We start from the raw sequence: 20,022 nt of genomic DNA, 5'->3' as shown, positions 1-20,022 counted from the left end.
ACGAGGGGCCGTCGTCCGGGCTCATGGTGCGTGCTCCTGGCTCACCATGGGGCGTGAGCCAGGAGCACGCACGATCAGGTGACCTGATCGTTGCCGTGGTGGAGCCGACGCAGCAGCGCGGCGGCGGCTACTGGTCGGGGAGGCCCGGGAACGGGGTGGTCACCGGTGTACGGCCGGCCGCCGACCGCCAGCCGACCGCCCGCAGCTCCGCCGCGGTGAGCGCCGTGACGCCGAACTCGCGGGTGGCGGTCTCGGTGGCCTGGTCCAGGACCCACGTCCAGGCCGACGACGTCCCGTCCTCGAGGGCGACCGCGAGCGCGGCGGCGTCCACCGGCGACAGCACCGGGGACGGCAGCGTGTACCCGCCCGCGGCGCCCACCGGGTCGACGCCGCGGGAGGTGAGCAGCTCGGCCAGCCGGTCGCGCAGGTCGCGATGGGCCTGGCGCGCGGCGCCGGCCGGCTCGCGCTGCTCCGGCGGCAGCGCGGCGCCCACCACCGCGTAGCCCCAGACGGCGGTGTGCGCTGCGGCCAGCGCGCTCTGCAGGGCGGCGTCCTCGGCGGCGGTGGGGGAGGGAGCGGTGCTCGGGTCCTCAGGCACGGTGCTGGCCTCTCCGGGAGGGGGCGGAACCGGTCACGCCAGCTGCCCGGCCTGGCCCCGCAGGCCGGCGGCGATGCTGCCCAGCAGCGCCGCCCGCCCACCCGCGAACGCCGGGCAGGCCGCGGCGTGGGCGTCGGCGGTGGTGGTCACCCGGGTGCGCAGCCACGCGCGGGCGCCCGCGGCGTCCGGCGCGGCGTCCGGGCCGGTCGCGGGGGCGCCGGGGGACGGCGGTGCGCTGCTGCTGGCGCCGGCGCCCGGTGCGGCGGCCCGGAGCCGGTCGAGCTGCGCACGGGCCTGGGCGGCCAGCCCGGTCGCGGTCGCGGTCAGGTCGGGGGCGGCGGCCAGTGCCCGGTCGTAGGCGGCCACCAGCTCCTCCTGAACCTGCACCTGGGCGGCGAGCTGGTCGACCTGGGCCGGGGTGACGGCGTCGGAGGTCTCCACCGGCTCACCCGTGCACCCCGTCGCCAGCGCGGCCGCGCCGGCGAGCGTGCCGAGCAGCAGGCTGCGGCGGCTGAAGGCGCCGGCGGCGGGGGAGGACGACAGCGGACCGGACATCGCCGTCCATCCTGGCAGCCCGGCGGGCGGCGCGCGGGGACGGTGGCAGCGGTGGCGGTGGCGGTGGCGGTGGCGGCGCAGCTCACCCCCGCGTGACGGGTGGGACGGGAGGTGCGGGCGGTAACCTGACGGTCCACGCGCAGTGCGCCGGGGAACGGCAGTGCCCCCGGTGGTCATCGGGGGACTCCGTCCGGTGCCTGTCGCGGACCCAACACAACAGGAGGCAACCGGTGTCCACGCGAGGTGCAGGCGCCGGTGACGAGGTGACCACCCGGCTCACCGGCTGGATCGAGCCCGTCGTCGCCGCCGCCGGCTACGACCTCGAGGAGCTCGTCGTCCGCCCGGCGGGCCAGCGCTCGGTGGTCCGGGTGGTCGTCGACCGCGACTCCGGCGTCAGCCTCGACGACGTGGCGCAGGTCAGCCGCGCGCTGTCGGAGGTCCTCGACGCCGAGGACGAGGCCCTGGGTCGCTCGCCCTACGTGCTGGAGGTCACCAGCCCCGGCGTCGACCGGCTGCTGACCCTGCCCCGGCACTGGCGGCGCAACGTCGGCCGGCTGGTCACCGTCGCGGTCGGCCCGGAGAAGGCGCGCGAGCAGGTCACCTCCCGCGTGCTGCGGGTCGAGGACGACGGCGTCGTGCTGACCGTGGAGAAGGGCGGCACCAAGAAGGGCCAGCCGCGCCGCACCGTCGGGGAGCGCACCGTGCCCTGGGCGGAGCTGGGCGAGGCGCGGGTGCAGGTCGAGTTCACCCGCCCGGCCGGCCACCGCGACGCCGCACTGGTCTACGAGGCCGACGAGCACGAGGCCGACGAGCACGAGGCCGACGAGCACGAGGACGACGAGCACGAGGACGACACGGACACCGACGACGAGCTCGACGACGACGACCTGTCGGACGACGAGCTCGACGACGAGCAGGACGGGCCCGAGGGCACCGACGACCAGCACGACCCGACCGGGGCCCCCGCGGCCGGTGCAGCGGGAGGGCCGGGCGACCGGGACCCCGCCGCGCGCCGCGGGGCACCCGGTCGCGACCAGGAGGCAGAGAAGTGAAGATCGACCTGACCGCCCTCGCGGCGATCGAGCGGGACAAGGACATCCCCGCCGACACCGTGCTGCACGCGATCGAGAGCGCACTGGTCACCGCCTACCGGCAGGCCGAGGGCTCGGCCCAGCACGTGCGGGTGCAGATCGACCGGAAGACCGGTGACGTCGCCGTCCTGGCCCAGGAGCTGGGCCCCGACGGCGAGGTCGTGCACGAGTTCGACGACACCCCGAGCGACTTCGGCCGGATCGCGGCCAGCACCGCCCGGCAGGTCATCGTCCAGCGGCTGCGGGACGCGGAGAACGAGCAGACCTTCGGCGAGTACGCCGGCACCGAGGGCGACATCGTCAGCGGCGTCGTGCAGGCCGACGCCCGCCGCAACACCCAGGGCCTGGTGCTGGTCGACATCGGCAAGGTCGAGGCCCAGCTGCCCCAGGCCGAGCAGGTGCCCGGCGAGGTGTACGAGCACGGCAGCCGGGTGAAGGCCTACGTGGTCTCGGTCGCCCGCACGCCCCGCGGCCCGCAGGTCACCCTGTCGCGCACCCACCCCAACCTGGTGCGCAAGCTCTTCGCCCTGGAGGCCCCCGAGGTCGCCGACGGCAGCGTGGAGATCGTGGCGGTCGCCCGCGAGGCCGGACACCGGTCCAAGATCGCCGTCCGCACCTCGGTGCCGGGCCTCAACGCCAAGGGCGCGTGCATCGGCCCGATGGGGCAGCGGGTCCGCAACGTGATGCGCGAGCTGCACGACGAGAAGATCGACATCGTCGACTTCTCCGACGACGACGCCACCTTCGTCGCCTCGGCGCTCTCGCCGGCGCGGGTGACCAGCGCCCGGGTCGTCGACGCCGCCGCACGCGCCGTCCAGGTCGTCGTGCCCGACTACCAGCTGTCGCTGGCGATCGGCAAGGAGGGCCAGAACGCCCGGCTCGCCGCCCGCCTCACCGGCTGCCGGATCGACATCCGCAGCGACGCCCAGCCCGTCGACGGCGACACGCCCGCGTCGCCGGGGGTGGGGCGGGCCCCGCTGCGGCCCACCGGCCCCGGCGGCCCGGGCGGGCGGCCCACCGGCCGTGGCCCGCAGGGGGGTGCCCGCACTCCGGTGCGGCGGGCGGAACACCCCGGCTCCTCGGCGCGCTAGACTCGGGGATGGCCGATCCGTCTACCCCGGTGCGCACCTGTGTGGGCTGCCGGAGACGTGCACCGGTCACCGAGCTGTTGCGTGTCGTCGTCCGTGGCGGGGGTCTGACCCCCGACCCGCGGCGGCGGCTCCCCGGCCGGGGTGCGTCCCTGCACCCCACCGCGGAGTGCCTGCAGGCAGCAGTCCGGCGCCGGGCCTTCCCGCGTGCGCTGCGCAGCAGCGCCACACTGGAGCTCGGTGCGCTCGAGGAGCTCGTCTCCGGCCGGTCCTCGTGACCGGCCAGGACGGCGCCCCGGGGTGCAGCACCGCGCGAGAGACACCGTCGGACCGGCAACCGGCCGGTCCACTACGAGAGCAGGACGACCTCGGATGAGCAACCCGTGAAGTCGCCACGATGACCATGCACCACCACTAATCACGAGGTCGAGCGGGCCAGCCGCCGGCCTCACCAGAGGAGACCCGTGCCAGGCAAGGCCCGCGTACACGAGCTCGCGAAAGAGCTCGGTATCGACAGCAAGGCAGTGCTCGCCAAGCTCAAGGAGCAGGGCGAGTTCGTGAAGTCCGCGTCCTCCACCGTCGAGGCCCCCGTGGCCCGGCGGCTCCGTGAGGCGTTCCCCGGTGCTGGATCGTCCAGCAGCGGCAACGGCGCCTCCGGCGCCCGTCCCGGCCCCGGCCCGCGCCCGGCCGCACCGCGCCCGTCCGCTCCGGTGGCCGCGGCCCCCGCAGCGCCGGTGACCCCGGTCGCGCCGTCCGCACCCCCGGCCCCGGCCGCTCCCCAGGCCCCCGCGGCTGCCGCCCCGACCCCGGCTCCGGCCGCCGCGTCGGCCGCGGCTCCCGCACGTCCGGCGACCCCGGGCCCGCGTCCCGGCCCCCGCCCGGCCCCGCAGGCCCGTCCGGCCGCCCCGCAGGCCCCGGCGGCCAGCGCGCCGACCCAGCAGCCGTCGGCCCCCGCGGCCCCGGCCGCCCCCGGTCCGCGTCCCGCCGGTGCTCCCGGTGGCGCGCCCGGTCAGGGTGGTGCCACCCCCGGCCCGCGTCCGGTCGGCTCCGGCCCGCGGCCCGGTCCCCGTCCGGCCCCGCGGCCGGGCAACAACCCCTTCAGCAGCGCCCCGCGTCCGGCGGCCGCCGGTCCGCGTCCGGCGCCGGCTCCCGGTGCGCCGAACCAGGCCGGCCCGGGCGGTCCCCGTCCGGCTCCGGGCGGTCCCCGTCCCGGTCCCGGTGCGGGCGGTCCCCGTCCCGCGTCGGGCCCCGGCGGCCCGCGTCCGGCCGCCGGTCCCGGTGGGCCGCGTCCCAACCCGGGCATGATGCCGCAGCGTCCGAGCCCCGGCATGATGCCGCCCCGGCCCGCCGGTGGCGGTCGTCCGGGTGGTCCCGGCGGTGCCGGTGGCCCGGGTGCCGGCCGCGGCCGTCCCGGTGGTCCCGGCGGCGGCGGTGGCGGTGGCTTCCGTCCCGGTGGCGGCGGTCCCGGTGGTCCCGGTGGCGGTGGCGGTGCCCCGGCCGGTGGCTTCCGTCCCGGTGGCGGCGGTGGCGGTCGTGGCCGCGGCCGCGGTGGCTCCGGTGCGGGCACGGCGGGTGCCTTCGGGCGTCCGGGTGGTCGCGGTCCGGTCCGCGGGCGCAAGAGCAAGAAGCAGCGGCGTCAGGAGTTCGACTCCATGGCGGCGCCGTCGATGGGCGGCGTCAGCCTGCCCCGTGGCAACGGGCAGACCGTCCGCCTGCCGCGCGGCGCGTCCCTGACCGACCTGGCCGAGCGCATCAACGCCGAGCCCGCCGCGCTGGTCACCGCCCTGTTCCACCTGGGCGAGATGATCACCGCGACGCAGTCGGTCAACGACGAGACGCTGCAGCTGCTCGGTGCCGAGATCGGCTGGGTCATCCAGGTCGTCAGCCCCGAGGACGAGGACCGCGAGCTCCTCGAGACCTTCGACCTCACCTTCGGCGACGAGGAGAGCGGCGACGAGGACGACTGGGACATCCGTCCGCCGGTCGTCACCGTCATGGGTCACGTCGACCACGGCAAGACCAAGCTGCTCGACGCGCTCCGGCACGCCAACGTGGCGGGCAAGGAGGCCGGTGGGATCACCCAGCACATCGGCGCCTACCAGATCGTCACCGAGCTGGAGGGCAACGAGCGCCCGGTCACCTTCATCGACACCCCGGGTCACGAGTCGTTCACCGCGATGCGTGCCCGTGGCGCGAAGGTCACCGACATCGTCGTGCTGGTGGTCGCTGCCGACGACGGCGTCATGCCGCAGACGGTCGAGGCGCTCAACCACGCCCAGGCGGCCAACGTGCCGATCGTGGTCGCGGTGAACAAGATCGACAAGGAGGGGGCCAACCCCGCCAAGATCCGCCAGCAGCTCACCGAGTACGGGCTGGTGGCCGAGGAGTACGGCGGCGACACGATGTTCGTCGACGTCTCCGCGACCACCCGTCAGGGTCTCGACGACCTGCTCGCGGCGGTGCTGCTCACCGCCGACGCCTCGCTGGACCTGCGCGCCAACATCGGCCAGGACCCGCAGGGTGTCGTCATCGAGGGCAAGCTGGACAAGGGCCGCGGCCCCGTCGCCACGGTGCTGGTCCAGCGCGGCATCCTCCGCGTCGGCGACTCGATCGTGGCCGGAGACGCCTACGGGCGCGTCCGGTCGCTGCTCGACGAGCACGGCACCAAGCTCAAGGAGGCCCTGCCGGCCCGTCCGGTCCAGGTCGTCGGCCTGACCTCGGTGCCGCGCGCCGGTGACACCTTCCTCGTCGTCGAGGAGGACCGGATCGCCCGCCAGATCGCCGACCGCCGCCAGGCCCGGATCCGCAACGCGCAGAACGCGTCGATGCGGAAGCGGATCAGCCTGGAGGACCTCGACGCGGCGCTCAAGGAGAACCGTCAGCTCAACCTGATCATCAAGGGCGACAACTCGGGCACCGTCGAGGCGCTCGAAGAGGCGCTGATGAAGATCGAGGTGAGCGACGACATCTCGCTGCGGGTCATCCACCGCGGCGTCGGTGGCATCACCAAGAGCGACATCGACCTGGCGCTGGCCGACGACGTCATCGTCCTGGGCTTCAACGTCCGGGCCGAGGGGCAGGCCACCGAGCTCGCCAACCGCGAGGGCGTGGACGTCCGGTACTACACGGTCATCTACCAGGCCATCGAGGAGATCGAGGCCGCGCTCAAGGGCATGCTCAAGCCCGAGTACGAGGAGGTCCAGCTCGGCACGGCGGAGGTCCGCGAGGTCTTCCGGGTGCCGAAGATCGGCAACGTCGCCGGCTCGCTGGTCCGCAGCGGCACGATCGTCCGCAACTCCAAGGCCCGTCTCATCCGGGACGGCGCCGTGGTGGCGGACAACCTGACCGTCGAGTCGCTGCGTCGCTTCAAGGACGACGCGACCGAGGTCCGCGAGGGCTACGAGTGCGGCATCGGGCTGGGGTCGTTCAACGACATCAAGCCCGAGGACGTCATCCAGACCTTCGAGCTGCGCGAGAAGCCGCGCGCCTGATCGAGGAACCCGTCCGCCCCGCCCGAGCACGTTCGGGCGGGGCGGACGGGACCGCCCGTCCCTCCCGCCCCGGTCCGCCGGGTGGGGGAGGCCGGACGGACACCGCTCGCGGGTCGGCCCCCTCCAGGGGCCGGCTGCGAGTTCGCGAGCAGTGGGGAGGAGGGGGTCCGCGTGTTCACCGGGACGCTGAGCGCCGACCTGCTGCTGGGCGACGTCCACTCGCTCAAGGAGAAGCGCGCCGTCGTCCGGCCGATCGTGGCCGAGCTGCGGCGCCGGTTCGCGGTGGCCGCAGCCGAGGCCGGCGACCTGGACCTGCACCGCCGCGTGCAGATCGGGGTCGCCACCGTCGCCGGCGACCCCGCGCAGGTGACCGACGTCCTGGACGCGTGCGAGCGGTTGCTGGCCGAACGCCCCGAGGTGACGCTGCTGTCCACACACCGGCAGTTGATCAGCGACACCGACGACTGAACCGGGCAGGCGCAGACGCCTGCCCAACTGTGAAGGAGCAGCTGAGATGGCCGATCCCGCCCGGGCACGCCGGCTGGCGGTGCGCATCCGTCAGATCGTCTCCGCCACGATCGAGACGCAGATCAAGGACCCGCGGCTGGGGATGGTCACCATCACCGACGCGCGGGTCACCAGCGACCTCCGCGAGGCGACGGTCTTCTACACCGTCTACGGGGACGCGACCGAGATCGAGGACTCCGCGCGGGCACTGGCCAGCGCCACCGGCGTGCTGCGCTCGACGGTGGGCAAGCAGACCGGCATCAAGTTCGTGCCGACGCTGACCTTCGTCGCCGACATCGTCCCCGACACCGCCCGCGAGCTCGAGCAGGCGCTGGAGCGGGTCCGGCACGCCGACGCCGAGCTGGCCCGCGCCCGCGAGGGCGCCGAGTACGCCGGCGACGCCGACCCCTACCGCAAGCCCGCCGTCGAGACCGACGAGGACGACTCCGAGGACGACGACGCCGAGGTGCCGGCCCAGGCCGATGCCGGGCGCACCGACGACTTCGCCGACGAGCGCCCCTCCGCCGCTGCCCAGCGGAGCGCCTCGTGACCGAGGCATCGGATCCCGACCCGACCGACCTGGCCGGTGAGCACCAGGGCGTGACCTTCGGGGGACGCGCCGAACCGGGGACGGGTGACCCGACCGCCGGAGGCAAGCAGGGCCAGGTCGGCGAGGTCGACAGCATCGCCGCCGACGAGCCCGAGGACGGCTCGCACTACCCGGTCGGTGGTGGCAACACCGACCCCGAGCCGCAGCAGCCGCCGGGGGCGGACCCGAGCACCGGCATCACCTCGTGACGGCGACCGCCCTGCCGTTGGCATCCGCCGTCGACCTGCTGGCCGCGACGGCGGCGGCCGGCGGGACGGTGGTTCTCTCCGGCCACGTCCAGCCCGACGCCGACGCGCTGGGCAGCACGCTCGCGCTCGCCGAGGGGCTCCGCCGCCGCGGCGCCCGGGTGGTCACGACCTTCCCCGAGCCGTTCGTGCTGCCCTGGTCGCTGGGCTGGCTGCCCGGTGCCGAGCAGCTCGTGCCCCCGGGCACGGTGCCGGCCGACGCCGACCTGTTCGTCAGCCTGGACGCCGCCTCACCCGGACGCCTCGGTGAGCTGGCCGGTCTGCTGGACTCCGCCGACCGGTCGATCGTCGTCGACCACCACGCCAGCAACCCCGGCTTCGGCGAGGTCCGGCTGGTCGACCCGCACGCCGCTGCGACCGTGGTGCTCGTCGCCGACCTCCTGGACGGCCTGGGGGTCGAGCTCGACGAGCAGCTGGCGACCTGCCTGTACGCCGGGCTGTCGGCCGACACCGGCTCCTTCCGCTTCGGCAACACCGCCCCGGGCACGCACGAGCTCGCCGCCCGGCTGCTGCGCACCGGCATCGACCACGCGGCGATCAGCCAGCGGTTGTTCGACACCGCCCCGTTCGGCTGGCTCGGGCTGCTGTCCGCGGTCGCCGGCCGGGCCGTGCTGGAGCCCGACGTGGGCGCCGGGCTGGTGCTGACCTGGTCCACCGCGGCCGAGGCGCGCGAGCACGGGCTGGCGCCCGACCAGCTCGAGGCGCTCGTCGACGTCGTCCGGTCGACAGCGGAGGCCGACGTCGCCGCCGTCCTCAAGGGCGCCGACGACGGCTCCTGGGTGGTGTCGATGCGCTCGCGGGGCGCCACCGACGTGGCCGCGGTGGCCATGCGCCTGGGCGGCGGCGGGCACCGGGCCGCCGCCGGCTACACCTCCACCCTGGACCGCGACGGGACGATCGCGCGACTGCGCGCGGAGCTCTCCCGCTGAGCCGGTCGATCCCGGCGCTGGCCGCACCGGCGCTCGTCGTCCTGGCCGCCGAGCCGCTGTACCTGCTCGTCGACACCGCCGTCGTCGGCAACCTGGGCACCACGTCCCTGGGTGGGCTGGCCGTCGGTGGGGGGCTGCTGGCCTACGTCGCCGCCCTGCTCAACTTCCTGGCCTACGGCACCACGGCCCGCGCCGCCCGCCGCGCCGGCGCCGGCGACCGCGCCGGGGCCGTCGCCGAGGGCGTCCAGGCGACCTGGCTGGCCGTGGGGCTCGGCGTGCTGCTCGCCGCGGTGTTCCAGGTGCTGGCCGGTCCGCTGACCCGGCTGATGGCCGGTGGCCCCGGGCCGGTCGCCGCGGCCGCGGAGGAGTGGCTGCGCGTGGCGAGCCTGGGCCTGCCGCTGCTGCTGGTGGCGCTGGCCGGCAACGGCTGGCTGCGCGGCGTGCAGGAGCTGCGCCGCCCGATGGTGTTCGTGCTCGCCGGCAGCCTGGTCAGCCTGGTGCTGTGCCCGCTGCTGGTGCACACCGCGGGGCTCGGGCTGGTGGGCTCGGCGGTGGCCAACCTGGTCGGCCAGGCCGTCTCGGCGGCCCTCTTCGCCCGCACCCTGGCCGGCGAGCTCGCCGGCTCGGGCATCGCCTGGCGGCCGCGGCTGCCCGCGCTGCGCGCGCAGCTCGTGCTCGGCCGGGACCTCCTGGTGCGGGCCGCGGTGCTGCAGGTGGCGTTCGCCGTGGCCGCTGCGGTGGTCGCCCGCGCCAGCACCGCACAGCTGGGCGCCCACCAGGTCGCGCTGCAGCTGTGGCTCTTCCTGGCCCTGGTGCTCGACGCCTACGCCATCGCCGCGCAGACCCTGGTCGGCACCGCCCTGGGCGCCCGCCGGCCCGACGACGCCCGGCACACCGCCGTCCGGGTGGTCCGCTGGGGGCTGGGCACCGGCCTGCTGGTCGCCGTCGTCCTGCTGGCGCTGCGGCCGGTGCTGCCCGGGCTCTTCACCGACGACCCCGCGGTGCTCGCCCAGGCCGGCGTCGTCTGGTGGTTCCTGGCCCTGATGCAGCCGCTGGCCGGGGTGGTCTTCGCCCTGGACGGCGTGCTGATGGGCGCCGGCGACGTCGCGTACCTGCGCACGGTGACCCTGGGGGCGGCGCTGCTGGGCTTCCTGCCGCTGTCGCTGCTGTCCGGCTGGCTGGACTGGGGTCTGCCGGGCGTCTGGACCGGGCTGACCCTGTTCATCGTGCTCCGGCTGGTGGCGGTCGGGCAGCGGGTGCGGGGGAGCGCGTGGCTGGGTGAGAGCGTGAGCCCGTGAGCGAGCTTGCGAGCGGGACGATGAGCACAGCAGCCCGGCGAAGCCGGCCGACGAGCGCCGGCGAGGAGGTCGGATGAGCCCGAAGAAGCCCGACGCCGACGTCCCGCCGTCCCTGCTGCTGGTCGACAAGCCCGGCGGCATGACCTCGCACGACGTCGTCGCGATCGCCCGGCGGGTGATGGGCGTGCGCAAGGTCGGGCACGCCGGCACCCTGGACCCGATGGCCACCGGCCTGCTGGTGCTCGGCGTCGGCGCGGCCACCCGGCTGCTCGGGTACCTCTCCGGCTCGGACAAGACCTACGAGGCCACCATCCGGCTGGGCCAGCGCACGGTGACCGACGACCGGGAGGGCGAGGTCACCGCGACCACGTCGGCCGCGGAGGTCACCGAGGACGCCGTCCGGACCGCCCTGGCCGCGCAGGTCGGGCCGCTGCAGCAGGTGCCGTCCTCGGTGAGCGCGGTCAAGGTCGATGGCAAGCGCTCCTACGACCGGGTGCGGGCCGGCGAGGAGTTCGAGCTGGCCGCCCGCTCGGTCACCGTGCACGCGATCGACGTCCACCGCATCGCCCGGCCCACGCCCGACGTGGTCGACGTCGACGTCACCGTCTCCTGCAGCACCGGCACCTACGTCCGGGCCATCGCCCGGGACGCCGGGACGGCGCTGGGCGTCGGCGGGCACCTGACCGCGCTGCGCCGTACGTCCTCGGGCCCGTTCGGCACCGAGCAGGCCCGCCCGGTGGAGGACGCCGCCGCCGCGCTGGCCGGCCCCGGCAGCGGGCCCGGCGTGGTGGCCCTGGCCGACGCCGCCCGCGCGGTCTTCCCGGCCCGCGAGCTCACCGCCGCCGACGCCGTGGCGCTCGGTTTCGGTCAGCGGGTGCCGGCCACCGGCGCGGCCGGGCTGCACGCGGCGATCGCCCCCGACGGCCGGCTGGTCGCCCTGGTGGAGGACGCCGGCCCGATGGCCAAGGTGGTCGTCGGCTTCCCCCAGGCCTGACGCCTGTGTCACCGCCGCCCCGGCTGGGCAGGGAGGGCCCATGAGCGTCGTGAAGATCAACTCAGTGACCGTGCCGGCGGACAAGCGTGAGCGGTTCGAGGAGCGGTTCCGTGGCCGTGCCGGTGCCGTGGAGACCACCCCGGGCTTCGAGTGGTTCGAGCTGCTCCGCCCGGCCGAGGGCACCGACCGCTACCTCGTCTACACCCGCTGGGAGAGCCAGGAGGCCTACGACGCCTGGCAGAGCGGGCAGGACTTCGACCGGGCCCACGACGGCGGGGGCGACACCCTGGCCCCGGCCGCCGAGCGGTCGCAGAACCACCTGGAGAGCTACGAGGTCGTGCAGTCCTCGGGCCCGCACGGCGAGAAGAGCTGACGCCCCGCCCGCGCCCGGGGGCGGCCCCGGGCGCGGGCTAGGCTCCTGCTGCAGACCGGCACCCGCCGGGACGCCAGCACCAGCACCTCAGGTGGGAGCCATGACCGACACGCTCAACGACAGCCGCACCTCCTCCCGGACGTTCGTCGAGGGCGTGCCGCTGGTCGTGGAGGACGTGCCGCGCCGCTCGGTCACCGAGCGCGCCGAGCAGCTGGCGGACCCGGGCTTCGGCCGCTACTTCACCGACTCGATGTTCCTCGCGCGGTACCGCGCCGGGGAGGGCTGGGTCGACGCCCGGCTCACCCGCTACGCGCCGCTGCAGATGGACCCCAGCGCGGCCGCGCTGCACTACGCACAGTCGATCTTCGAGGGCCTCAAGGCCTACGCGCAGCCCGACGGCACGGTGGCCACCTTCCGCCCCGAGGCCAACGCCGCGCGTTTCGCCCGCGGCGCCCGGCGGCTGGCCATGCCGCCGGTGCCCGAGGAGGCGTTCCTCACCGCCGTCGACGCCCTCGTCGACGCCGACCGCGACTGGGTGCCCACCGGCCCCGACCAGACCCTCTACATCCGGCCCTACCAGCTGGCGGTCGAGCCGTTCCTGGGCGTGCGGCCGGCGCACGAGTACCTCTTCGTCGTCATCGCCAGCCCGGCCGGCGCCTACTTCCCGCGCGGCGTCCACCCGGTGTCGGTCTACCTCTCCGAGGACTACATCCGGGCGGCTCCCGGCGGCACCGGCGACGTCAAGTGCGCCGGCAACTACGCCGCCAGCCTGCTGGCCCAGGAGCAGGCCATCGCCGCCGGCTGCGACCAGGTGGTCTGGCTCGACGCGGTGGAGAAGAAGTACGTCGAGGAGATGGGCGGGATGAACCTGTTCTTCGTCCTCGGTTCCGGCGCGGACGCCGAGCTGGTCACCCCCGAGCTCACCGGCACGCTGCTGCCCGGCATCACCCGCGACTCGCTGATCACCGTGGCCCGCGAGCTGGGGCACCGGGTGACCGAGCGGAAGTTCAGCGTCGAGGAGTGGCGGGCCGGCGTCGCCGACGGCACGGTCACCGAGACCTTCGCCTGCGGCACCGCCGCGGTCATCACCCCCGTCGGCTCGGTCAAGGCGCGCACCGGCGACTTCACGGTCGGCGACGGGGAGCCCGGGCCGCTGACCATGCAGCTGCGGGAGCACCTGCTCGACGTCCAGCACGGCCGGGTCGCCGACCCGCACGGCTGGCTGCACCGCGTCGTCCCGGCCTCCTGAGCCGTCGGCCGGCAGGGGAGTCGAGTGCTGCGCTGGCGTGGGTTGGACGCCGCCCCGGGTGACCTGGGCCGGGCGGTCGTCACCATCGGCATGTACGACGGGGTCCACCGCGGCCACCAGCACCTCATCGGTGCCGCGGTGGCCCGGGCCCGGGCGATGCGCCGTCCGGCGCTGCTGCTGACCTTCGACCCGCACCCGGCCGAGGTCGTCCGCCCCGGCTCGCACCCGGCGATCCTCACCGCGGCCGACCGCAAGGCCGAGCTGGTCGCCTCCCTCGGCGTCGACGCGATGTGCGTGCTGCCGTTCACCCCGGCGTTCAGCCGGCTGACCCCGGGCGAGTTCACGCACACCGTCCTGGTCGAGCACCTGCACGCGGCCCAGGTCGTGGTCGGGCGCAACTTCACCTACGGGCACCGGGCCGAGGGAGACGTCGGGACCCTCACGGACGAGGGCCGGCGCTTCGGCTTCGGCGTCGAGGGCGTCGACCTCACCAGCGTCGGCTCGGCCCCCGACCTGACCGGCGACGGCGAGGTCACCATCTCCTCGACCTACATCCGCGCCTGCGTGGCCGCCGGCGACATGGCCTCGGCGGCGCTGGCCCTGGGCCGCCCGCACCGGGTCGACGGCATCGTGGTGCGCGGCGACCGCCGCGGCCGCGAGCTCGGCTACCCGACGGCCAACGTCGAGAGCCCGCGGTACACCGCGGTCCCCGCCGACGGCGTCTACGCCGGCCACCTGGTGCTGCGCGACCACCGCGGCGTCACCCGCAGCCGGCACCCGGCAGCGATCTCGGTCGGCAGCAACCCCACCTTCTCCGGCGCCCGGCGCACGGTCGAGGCGTTCCTGCTCGACTTCGACGGTGACCTCTACGGCGAGCACGTCGGGGTGGAGTTCGTCGAGCGGCTGCGGCCGATGACGACGTTCCCCGGCATCCCGGAGCTGCTGGTCGCGATGGCCGACGACGTCGCGCGCACCCGGGTCCTGCTGGGGCTGTGAACCGCGCGTCGCCGTCCGCGGGCGACTCGGCGCACCGGCTCCCCGGCAGGTCCGTGTAATCTCGGCAGTGGCGTCGGGTGACCGACGTGTGTGCTTGCTGCCCCCGTGACACAGACCGGGGGCCACACGTGACCTGCCCTGGAGGCAAGAATGGCGCTCGAGAGCGCGACGAAGAAGCAGATCATGACCGAGTACGCGACGGTCGAGGGCGACACCGGTTCCCCCGAGGTGCAGGTCGCGATGCTGACCCGACGGATCAGTGACCTGACCGAGCACCTCAAGATGCACAAGCACGACCACCACAGCCGGCGGGGCCTGCTCCTGCTGGTGGGCCGTCGTCGCCGCCTGCTGAACTACCTGGCCAAGACCGACATCAACCGGTACCGCTCGCTCATCGAGCGGCTCGGCCTGCGCCGCTAGCACCACCGAGGGGACCGTTCCGGCACGCCGGGCCGGTCCCCTCACTCGTGCGGCGCCCGCCGCACGGGACCACCGGCGAGACCGCACCGCCCGCCCCGCGTGGGCCGGTCCTCGGTAGTGGCCCCCGGGACAGCGAGCCTGAACGCAGGACCCCGCGCCCCGAGGGCTTCGATCGAGCACCGGTCGCCCCGGACGCCGACGGCGCACCCGCCGCGAAGAGGACGTCGCCGCATGCGACGTAGGAAGAGGACACGATGTCTTCACCCAGCACCGACACCACCGACTTCGACGCCGAGGACGGCGTCTTCACCGCCTCCGCGGTGATCGACAACGGGGCCCTCGGGTCCCGCACCGTCACCTTCGAGACCGGCCGGCTGGCCAAGCAGGCCGCCGGCTCCGTCGTCGCCACCATGGGCGACACCACGCTGCTGTCGGCCACCACGGCCGGCCGCCAGCCCAAGGACCAGTTCGACTTCTTCCCGCTGACGGTCGACGTCGAGGAGCGGATGTACGCGATCGGGAAGATCCCCGGTTCGTTCTTCCGCCGCGAGGGCCGGCCCTCCGAGGACGCGATCCTCACCTGCCGCCTGATCGACCGCCCGCTGCGCCCGACCTTCGCCAAGGGCCTGCGCAACGAGGTCCAGGTCGTCATCACCGTCCTGTCGCTGGACCCCGACCACGTCTACGACGTGCTCGCGATCAACGCCGCATCGGCCTCGACCCAGCTGTCCGGCCTGCCGTTCTCCGGTCCGGTCGGCGGCACCCGTGTCGCGCTGATCAACGGCCAGTGGGTCGGCTTCCCGACCCACGCCGAGCTCGAGGACGCCGTCTTCGACATGGTCGTGGCCGGCCGGGTCCTGCCCGACGGCGACGTCGCGATCATGATGGTCGAGGCCGAGGCCACCGAGAAGACGATCGAGCTCGTCGCCGGTGGCGCCACCGCCCCGACCGAGGAGGTCGTGGCCCAGGGCCTCGAGGCCGCCAAGCCGTTCATCAAGGCCCTGTGCCAGGCGCAGGCCGAGCTGGCCGGCAAGGCCGCCAAGCCCGAGGCGCACTTCCCCCGCTTCCTCGACTACCAGGACGACGTCTACGCCGCCGTCGAGGCGCACGCCACCGAGAAGCTGACCGTGGCCCAGGCCATCGCCGGCAAGCAGGAGCGCGAGGAGGCGACCGACGCCCTCAAGGACGAGGTCAAGGCCGCCCTCGCCGGCCAGTTCGAGGGCCGCGAGAAGGAGATCTCCGGAGCCTTCCGCGCGGTCACCAAGAAGGTCGTCCGCCAGCGCATCCTCCGCGACAAGATCCGCATCGACGGTCGCGGCCTGACCGACATCCGGCCGCTGTCGGCCGAGGTCGAGGTCCTGCCCCGGGTGCACGGCTCGGCGCTGTTCGAGCGCGGCGAGACCCAGATCATGGGCGTCACCACGCTGAACATGCTCCGCATGGAGCAGCAGCTGGACACGCTGAACCCGGTCACCCGCAAGCGCTACATGCACAACTACAACTTCCCGCCGTACTCCACGGGTGAGACCGGCCGCGTGGGCTCGCCCAAGCGCCGCGAGATCGGCCACGGCGCACTCGCCGAGCGGGCCCTGCTGCCGGTGCTGCCCGACCGCGAGGAGTTCCCCTACGCGATCCGTCAGGTGTCCGAGGCCCTCGGCTCCAACGGGTCCACCTCGATGGGCTCGGTCTGCGCCTCGACGCTGGCCCTGCTCAACGCCGGTGTGCCGCTGAAGGCCCCGGTCGCCGGCATCGCCATGGGCCTGGTCTCCGACGAGGTCGACGGCAAGACCGAGTACGTCGCGCTGACCGACATCCTCGGTGCGGAGGACGCCTTCGGTGACATGGACTTCAAGGTCGCCGGCACCAAGGACTTCGTCACGGCCCTCCAGCTGGACACCAAGCTCGACGGCATCCCCTCCGACGTCCTCGCCGGTGCGCTGACCCAGGCCCGCGCGGCCCGGCTCCACATCCTCGACGTCATGCTCGAGGCGATCGACGGCCCCGACGAGATGAGCCCGTTCGCCCCCCGGGTGACCACGGTGCGCATCCCGGTCGACAAGATCGGCGCGGTCATCGGCCCGAAGGGCCAGATGATCAACGCCATCCAGGACGAGACCGGCGCCGACATCACCATCGAGGACGACGGCACGATCTACGTCGGCGCCTCCGACGGCCCCTCGGCCCAGGCGGCGGTGGACCGGATCAACGCCATCGCCAACCCGACGCTGCCCAAGGTCGGCGAGCGGTTCCTCGGCACCGTGGTGAAGACGACCGCCTTCGGTGCCTTCGTCTCGCTGCTGCCCGGCCGCGACGGCCTGGTGCACATCAGCAAGCTGGGCAACGGCAAGCGGATCGCCAAGGTCGAGGACGTCGCCAACGTCGGCGACAAGCTGCAGGTCGAGATCACCGACATCGACGCCCGCGGCAAGATCAGCCTGGTGCCCGTGGTCGAGGGCGAGGCCGCCGCTGCCGGCGACGCCGCCCCGGCCGACGCCACCGCTCCCGCGGAGGCGTGACCACGTCGTACGGCCTGACCGGGGCCGGGGTGGGCGCTGCGGCGTCCGTCCCGGCCCCGGTCGGCACCACGGCGGTGCTCGACGTCGACGAGGTCGGCGGTCGGGTGGAGCGCACCGAGCTGCCCGGCGGCCTGCGCGTGATCACCGAGACGATGCCCGGGGTGCTGTCGGCGACCCTGGGGATCTGGGTGGGCGTCGGTTCCCGGGACGAGAGCCCGGCGGTGGGCGGATCCTCGCACTTCCTCGAGCACCTGCTGTTCAAGGGGACGCGCAGCCGCAGCGCGCTGGAGATCGCCACCGCGATGGACGCCGTGGGCGGTGAGATGAACGCCTTCACCGCCAAGGAGCACACCTGCTACTACGCGAACGTGCTCGCCAGCGACCTGCCGCTGGCGGTGACGCTCCTGGGTGACCTGGTCACCGAGGCGCTGAACACCGCGCCGGACCTGGAGTCCGAGCGCACGGTGGTGCTCGAGGAGATCGCGATGCGCGACGACGAGCCCGCCGACGCCGTGCACGACCTGTTCGCCGAGACGCTGTTCGGCGACACCCCGCTGGGGCGGTCGGTGCTCGGCACGGTCGCCTCGATCGAGGCGCTCACCCGGGACGACGTCGACGGCTGGTACCGCGAGCGCTACGCGGTGCCCTCGATCGTCGTCTCCGCCGCGGGGCGGGTCGACCACCAGCAGGTGCTCGACCTGGTCACCGCGGCCTTCGGCGACCGGCTGTCCGGCGACGCACGACCCGACCCGCTGCGACGGGGGGAGGACGTCGCCCTCACCGCACCGGCCCGGCCGGGCGGGCTCATCCGCCGGACGACCGAGCAGACCCACCTGCTGCTGGGCAGCCTGGGCATGGGCCGGCTGGACGAGCGGCGGTACGCCGCCGCGGTGCTCGACGCCGCGGTCGGTGGGGGCATGAGCTCACGGCTGTTCCAGGAGATCCGGGAGAAGCGGGGCCTGGTCTACAGCGTGGGGTCCTCGCTGACCCACTACGCCGGCGCGGGCAGCTTCTCCGTCTACGCCGGCTGCTCGCCCAAGCGTGTGCCCGAGGTCCTGCGGCTGGTGCGCGAGGGCCTGGCCGAGGTGGCCGACACCGGACTGACCCCCGAGGAGGTGGCCCGCGCGAAGGGCCAGCTCAAGGGCGGCCTGGTCCTGGGGCTGGAGGACACCGGCTCCCGGATGAGCCGGCTGGGCAAGAGCGAGCTGTCCTTCGGGGAGTACCTGCCCGTGCGGGCGGTGCTCGACCTGCTCGACGGTGTCGACGAGGCCCAGGTGCGGGCGGTCGCGGGCGACCTGTTCACCCGGCCCACGTGCCTGGCGGTCGTCGGTCCCTACCGGGAGCGCGACCTCGAGCGGCTCCTCGCCGCCTGACCGCATGACGTCCCGGTCCGCACAGCACGGCGTCCTGGCCCGCGGGTCCTTCGCCGTCGCCGTCCTCGTGTCGCTGGCGGTGCTCTTCGCCCCGCCGTCGGACGTGCCGTCGGCGCCCCCGGGCGTGGACAAGGTGGTCCACCTGTCGCTCTTCCTGGCCCTGGCCCTCACCGCCCGGTGGGCCGGGGTCGGGCGGCAGGTGGCCGCCGTCTCCCTGCTGGTCTACGCCGCGGTCAGCGAGGTGCTCCAGGGCACCTACCTGGTCGGTCGGGACGCTGAGCTCCTCGACTGGGTCGCCGACTCCGTCGGGGTGCTCGCCGGCCTCGCCCTCTACGCCGTGATCACCCGGCGACGCGCGACGCGCTGACCCGCCCGGGGTCCTGCCCTTGCATCCGCTCGCGTCCTCGCTGAGCATCGCGGCATGACCACCAGCTCCACGACCGCCGTCCCCGCTCCCTCCGGCACCGCGACCGGGGACTCTCCGCTCATCTCCGTGGGGGTGCTCGGGGCCCGCGGCCGCATGGGCGCCGAGGTCTGCCGCGCGGTCGACGCAGCGGACGACCTCGAGCTGGTCGCGATGGTCGACGAGCGGGACTGGCTGTTCAACGTCGCCGACGCCGGCGCGCAGGTGGTCGTGGACTTCACCCGGCCCGACTCCGTCATGGAGAACATCCGCTTCTGCATCGACCAGAACATCCACTGCGTCGTCGGGACGACGGGGTTCGACGAGGAGCGGCTGGCGACGATCGCCCAGTGGCTCGAGCCCAAGCCGGACGTCGGTGTGCTCATCGCCCCCAACTTCGGGATCGGTGCGGTCCTCCTGATGCGCTTCGCCCAGGAGGCGGCGCGGTTCTTCCCCTCGGTGGAGATCGTCGAGCTGCACCACCCGAACAAGGTCGACGCCCCGTCCGGGACCGCCGCACGCACCGCCCGGCTCGTCGCCGAGGCGCGGCGGGAAGCCGGCCTGCCGGCAGCGCCCGACGCCACCCGCGAGGAGGACTCGCTGCCGGGTGCCCGCGGTGCCGACGTCGACGGCATCCCGGTGCACGCCGTCCGGCTCAGCGGACTGGTCGCCCACCAGGAGGTGCTCATGGGGGCAGCGGGGGAGACCCTCACCCTCCGGCACGACTCCTACGACCGGGCCTCGTTCATGCCGGGAGTGCTGCTGGCCGTACGGGAGATCGGCCGACGCCCGGGGCTGACACTCGGCATCGAGGGCCTGCTCGGCCTGTGAGCCTGTGACAGGTGGGGCTCGTGTGACTGCTGAGGCGTCCGGACACCCCGCATTCACGTGACCTGCGCCGCAATTTCGTAGGCGCCGAACTGGTCTGACGTGCGGTTTCGTGCTCCGGGACCGCGCGGGACGGTCGAATCGGGGGTCCGGTCGCCCCGACCGGCTTGACGGCCCGTTCCCCGCCGCGTAACTTTCTCTTTGCGCCGAGCGAGACCGGGCCGGAAGGGCCGGGAGCCGCGAGGTCAGACCCCCAGGGTGTGACAGCGAGCCGTGCTCAGCGTACTGTGGGACAAGCCGCCACGGAGAACGGCCAAGAAATTGGTCGGGGAACGTGCGCGTCCGCTCCTTGAGAACTCAACAGCGTGCCGAAAGTCAGTGCCAAGTAACAAACCCCCAGCGGCATCTTCGGGTGTCGTGAGGGATTCCTTTGGTTGATTGAACGAGAGTGCCAACTC

20 protein-coding genes and 1 pseudogene are annotated in these 20,022 nt (G+C 74.4%); 19 read left to right on the top strand and 2 right to left on the bottom strand.

From position 1 onward, the window contains the following. Positions 1 to 127: 127 nt before the first annotated feature. Together ACGBYP_RS05385 and ACGBYP_RS05380 are read right to left on the bottom strand one after the other, a co-directional pair. Positions 128 to 598 (bottom strand): ferritin-like domain-containing protein, encoded by a 471-nt coding sequence (locus ACGBYP_RS05385; protein WP_411582250.1) that lies wholly within the window; start codon positions 596 to 598, stop codon positions 128 to 130. Positions 599 to 631: 33 nt separating this feature from the next. After that, a complete protein-coding gene (locus ACGBYP_RS05380) occupies positions 632 to 1,153 on the bottom strand; it encodes a hypothetical protein (RefSeq protein WP_411582249.1) in 522 nt (173 codons plus the stop codon). A 230-nt stretch (positions 1,154 to 1,383) separates the two neighbouring features. Here ACGBYP_RS05380 and rimP point away from each other — a divergent pair, with 230 nt between their 5' ends. The 19 genes and pseudogenes from rimP (at position 1,384) to dapB (ending at position 19,567) form a co-directional block, all read left to right on the top strand. After that, entirely contained in the window at positions 1,384 to 2,205 is an 822-nt protein-coding gene (gene rimP / locus ACGBYP_RS05375) for a ribosome maturation factor RimP (protein ID WP_411582248.1), read from the top strand. Next, complete coding sequence (gene nusA / locus ACGBYP_RS05370) at positions 2,202 to 3,335, top strand: transcription termination factor NusA (protein WP_411582247.1); 1,134 nt, start codon at positions 2,202 to 2,204, stop codon at positions 3,333 to 3,335. Before rimP ends, nusA begins: the two co-directional genes overlap by 4 nt. Before the next feature lie 8 nt (positions 3,336 to 3,343). After that, entirely contained in the window at positions 3,344 to 3,610 is a 267-nt protein-coding gene (locus tag ACGBYP_RS05365; protein ID WP_411582246.1) for a YlxR family protein, read from the top strand. A 186-nt stretch (positions 3,611 to 3,796) separates the two neighbouring features. Next, positions 3,797 to 3,937, top strand: a pseudogene (locus ACGBYP_RS05360) (translation initiation factor IF-2 N-terminal domain-containing protein); the annotation flags it as partial. Positions 3,938 to 4,984: 1,047 nt separating this feature from the next. After that, a complete protein-coding gene (gene infB / locus ACGBYP_RS05355; protein WP_411583663.1) occupies positions 4,985 to 6,823 on the top strand; it encodes a translation initiation factor IF-2 in 1,839 nt (612 codons plus the stop codon). A 171-nt stretch (positions 6,824 to 6,994) separates the two neighbouring features. Next, a complete protein-coding gene (locus ACGBYP_RS05350) occupies positions 6,995 to 7,291 on the top strand; it encodes a DUF503 domain-containing protein (RefSeq protein ID WP_411582245.1) in 297 nt (98 codons plus the stop codon). Positions 7,292 to 7,337: 46 nt separating this feature from the next. After that, positions 7,338 to 7,880 carry a 30S ribosome-binding factor RbfA gene (gene rbfA, locus ACGBYP_RS05345; RefSeq protein WP_411582244.1) on the top strand — a complete coding sequence of 181 codons (543 nt, stop codon included), beginning with the start codon at positions 7,338 to 7,340 and terminating at the stop codon, positions 7,878 to 7,880. Then, positions 7,877 to 8,128: a hypothetical protein gene (locus tag ACGBYP_RS05340; RefSeq protein ID WP_411582243.1), complete on the top strand. Its 252-nt coding sequence runs from the start codon at positions 7,877 to 7,879 to the stop codon at positions 8,126 to 8,128. The genes rbfA and ACGBYP_RS05340 overlap by 4 nt, the downstream gene beginning before the upstream one ends. Beyond that, the gene (locus tag ACGBYP_RS05335; protein ID WP_411582242.1) at positions 8,125 to 9,114 is read left to right on the top strand and encodes a DHH family phosphoesterase; all 990 of its coding nucleotides are present in this window, start codon (positions 8,125 to 8,127) and stop codon (positions 9,112 to 9,114) included. The genes ACGBYP_RS05340 and ACGBYP_RS05335 overlap by 4 nt, the downstream gene beginning before the upstream one ends. Further along, positions 9,111 to 10,412, top strand: coding sequence for an MATE family efflux transporter (locus tag ACGBYP_RS05330; RefSeq protein ID WP_411583661.1), 1,302 nt, complete (start codon positions 9,111 to 9,113; stop codon positions 10,410 to 10,412). The genes ACGBYP_RS05335 and ACGBYP_RS05330 overlap by 4 nt, the downstream gene beginning before the upstream one ends. A gap of 73 nt (positions 10,413 to 10,485) precedes the next feature. Then, positions 10,486 to 11,406 carry a tRNA pseudouridine(55) synthase TruB gene (truB, locus tag ACGBYP_RS05325; RefSeq protein WP_411582241.1) on the top strand — a complete coding sequence of 307 codons (921 nt, stop codon included), beginning with the start codon at positions 10,486 to 10,488 and terminating at the stop codon, positions 11,404 to 11,406. A 40-nt stretch (positions 11,407 to 11,446) separates the two neighbouring features. Then, entirely contained in the window at positions 11,447 to 11,779 is a 333-nt protein-coding gene (locus ACGBYP_RS05320) for an antibiotic biosynthesis monooxygenase family protein (RefSeq protein ID WP_411582240.1), read from the top strand. Positions 11,780 to 11,879: 100 nt separating this feature from the next. After that, the gene (locus ACGBYP_RS05315; protein ID WP_411582239.1) at positions 11,880 to 13,028 is read left to right on the top strand and encodes a branched-chain amino acid aminotransferase; all 1,149 of its coding nucleotides are present in this window, start codon (positions 11,880 to 11,882) and stop codon (positions 13,026 to 13,028) included. Positions 13,029 to 13,052: 24 nt separating this feature from the next. Beyond that, the gene (locus ACGBYP_RS05310; protein ID WP_411582238.1) at positions 13,053 to 14,024 is read left to right on the top strand and encodes a bifunctional riboflavin kinase/FAD synthetase; all 972 of its coding nucleotides are present in this window, start codon (positions 13,053 to 13,055) and stop codon (positions 14,022 to 14,024) included. A gap of 150 nt (positions 14,025 to 14,174) precedes the next feature. After that, complete coding sequence (rpsO, locus tag ACGBYP_RS05305) at positions 14,175 to 14,444, top strand: 30S ribosomal protein S15 (protein ID WP_056287976.1); 270 nt, start codon at positions 14,175 to 14,177, stop codon at positions 14,442 to 14,444. 254 nt (positions 14,445 to 14,698) lie between these two features. Beyond that, the gene (locus ACGBYP_RS05300; protein ID WP_411582237.1) at positions 14,699 to 16,960 is read left to right on the top strand and encodes a polyribonucleotide nucleotidyltransferase; all 2,262 of its coding nucleotides are present in this window, start codon (positions 14,699 to 14,701) and stop codon (positions 16,958 to 16,960) included. Further along, positions 16,957 to 18,333: a M16 family metallopeptidase gene (locus ACGBYP_RS05295; RefSeq protein WP_411582236.1), complete on the top strand. Its 1,377-nt coding sequence runs from the start codon at positions 16,957 to 16,959 to the stop codon at positions 18,331 to 18,333. Before ACGBYP_RS05300 ends, ACGBYP_RS05295 begins: the two co-directional genes overlap by 4 nt. 4 nt (positions 18,334 to 18,337) lie before the next feature. Next, positions 18,338 to 18,700 (top strand): VanZ family protein, encoded by a 363-nt coding sequence (locus ACGBYP_RS05290; RefSeq protein WP_411582235.1) that lies wholly within the window; start codon positions 18,338 to 18,340, stop codon positions 18,698 to 18,700. 54 nt (positions 18,701 to 18,754) lie between these two features. After that, positions 18,755 to 19,567 (top strand): 4-hydroxy-tetrahydrodipicolinate reductase, encoded by an 813-nt coding sequence (gene dapB, locus ACGBYP_RS05285; protein WP_411582234.1) that lies wholly within the window; start codon positions 18,755 to 18,757, stop codon positions 19,565 to 19,567. The last annotated feature ends 455 nt before the right edge of the window (positions 19,568 to 20,022 follow it).

This window comes from Modestobacter sp. SSW1-42 (genome assembly GCF_046635825.1).
Classification (GTDB): domain Bacteria; phylum Actinomycetota; class Actinomycetes; order Mycobacteriales; family Geodermatophilaceae; genus Modestobacter.
The sequence above is the reverse complement of the archived record's forward strand: the minus strand, read 5'-3'. Positions and strand labels throughout refer to the sequence as shown.

Coding starts and splice junctions, on each gene's coding strand:
- ACGBYP_RS05380 (WP_411582249.1), bottom strand. CDS start 1,153: ATGTCCGGTCCGCTGTCGTCCTCCCCCGCCGCCGGCGCCTTCAGCCGC.
- ACGBYP_RS05365 (WP_411582246.1), top strand. CDS start 3,344: ATGGCCGATCCGTCTACCCCGGTGCGCACCTGTGTGGGCTGCCGGAGA.
- infB (WP_411583663.1), top strand. CDS start 4,985: ATGGCGGCGCCGTCGATGGGCGGCGTCAGCCTGCCCCGTGGCAACGGG.
- rbfA (WP_411582244.1), top strand. CDS start 7,338: ATGGCCGATCCCGCCCGGGCACGCCGGCTGGCGGTGCGCATCCGTCAG.
- truB (WP_411582241.1), top strand. CDS start 10,486: ATGAGCCCGAAGAAGCCCGACGCCGACGTCCCGCCGTCCCTGCTGCTG.
- ACGBYP_RS05320 (WP_411582240.1), top strand. CDS start 11,447: ATGAGCGTCGTGAAGATCAACTCAGTGACCGTGCCGGCGGACAAGCGT.
- ACGBYP_RS05315 (WP_411582239.1), top strand. CDS start 11,880: ATGACCGACACGCTCAACGACAGCCGCACCTCCTCCCGGACGTTCGTC.
- rpsO (WP_056287976.1), top strand. CDS start 14,175: ATGGCGCTCGAGAGCGCGACGAAGAAGCAGATCATGACCGAGTACGCG.
- ACGBYP_RS05300 (WP_411582237.1), top strand. CDS start 14,699: ATGTCTTCACCCAGCACCGACACCACCGACTTCGACGCCGAGGACGGC.
- ACGBYP_RS05290 (WP_411582235.1), top strand. CDS start 18,338: ATGACGTCCCGGTCCGCACAGCACGGCGTCCTGGCCCGCGGGTCCTTC.
- dapB (WP_411582234.1), top strand. CDS start 18,755: ATGACCACCAGCTCCACGACCGCCGTCCCCGCTCCCTCCGGCACCGCG.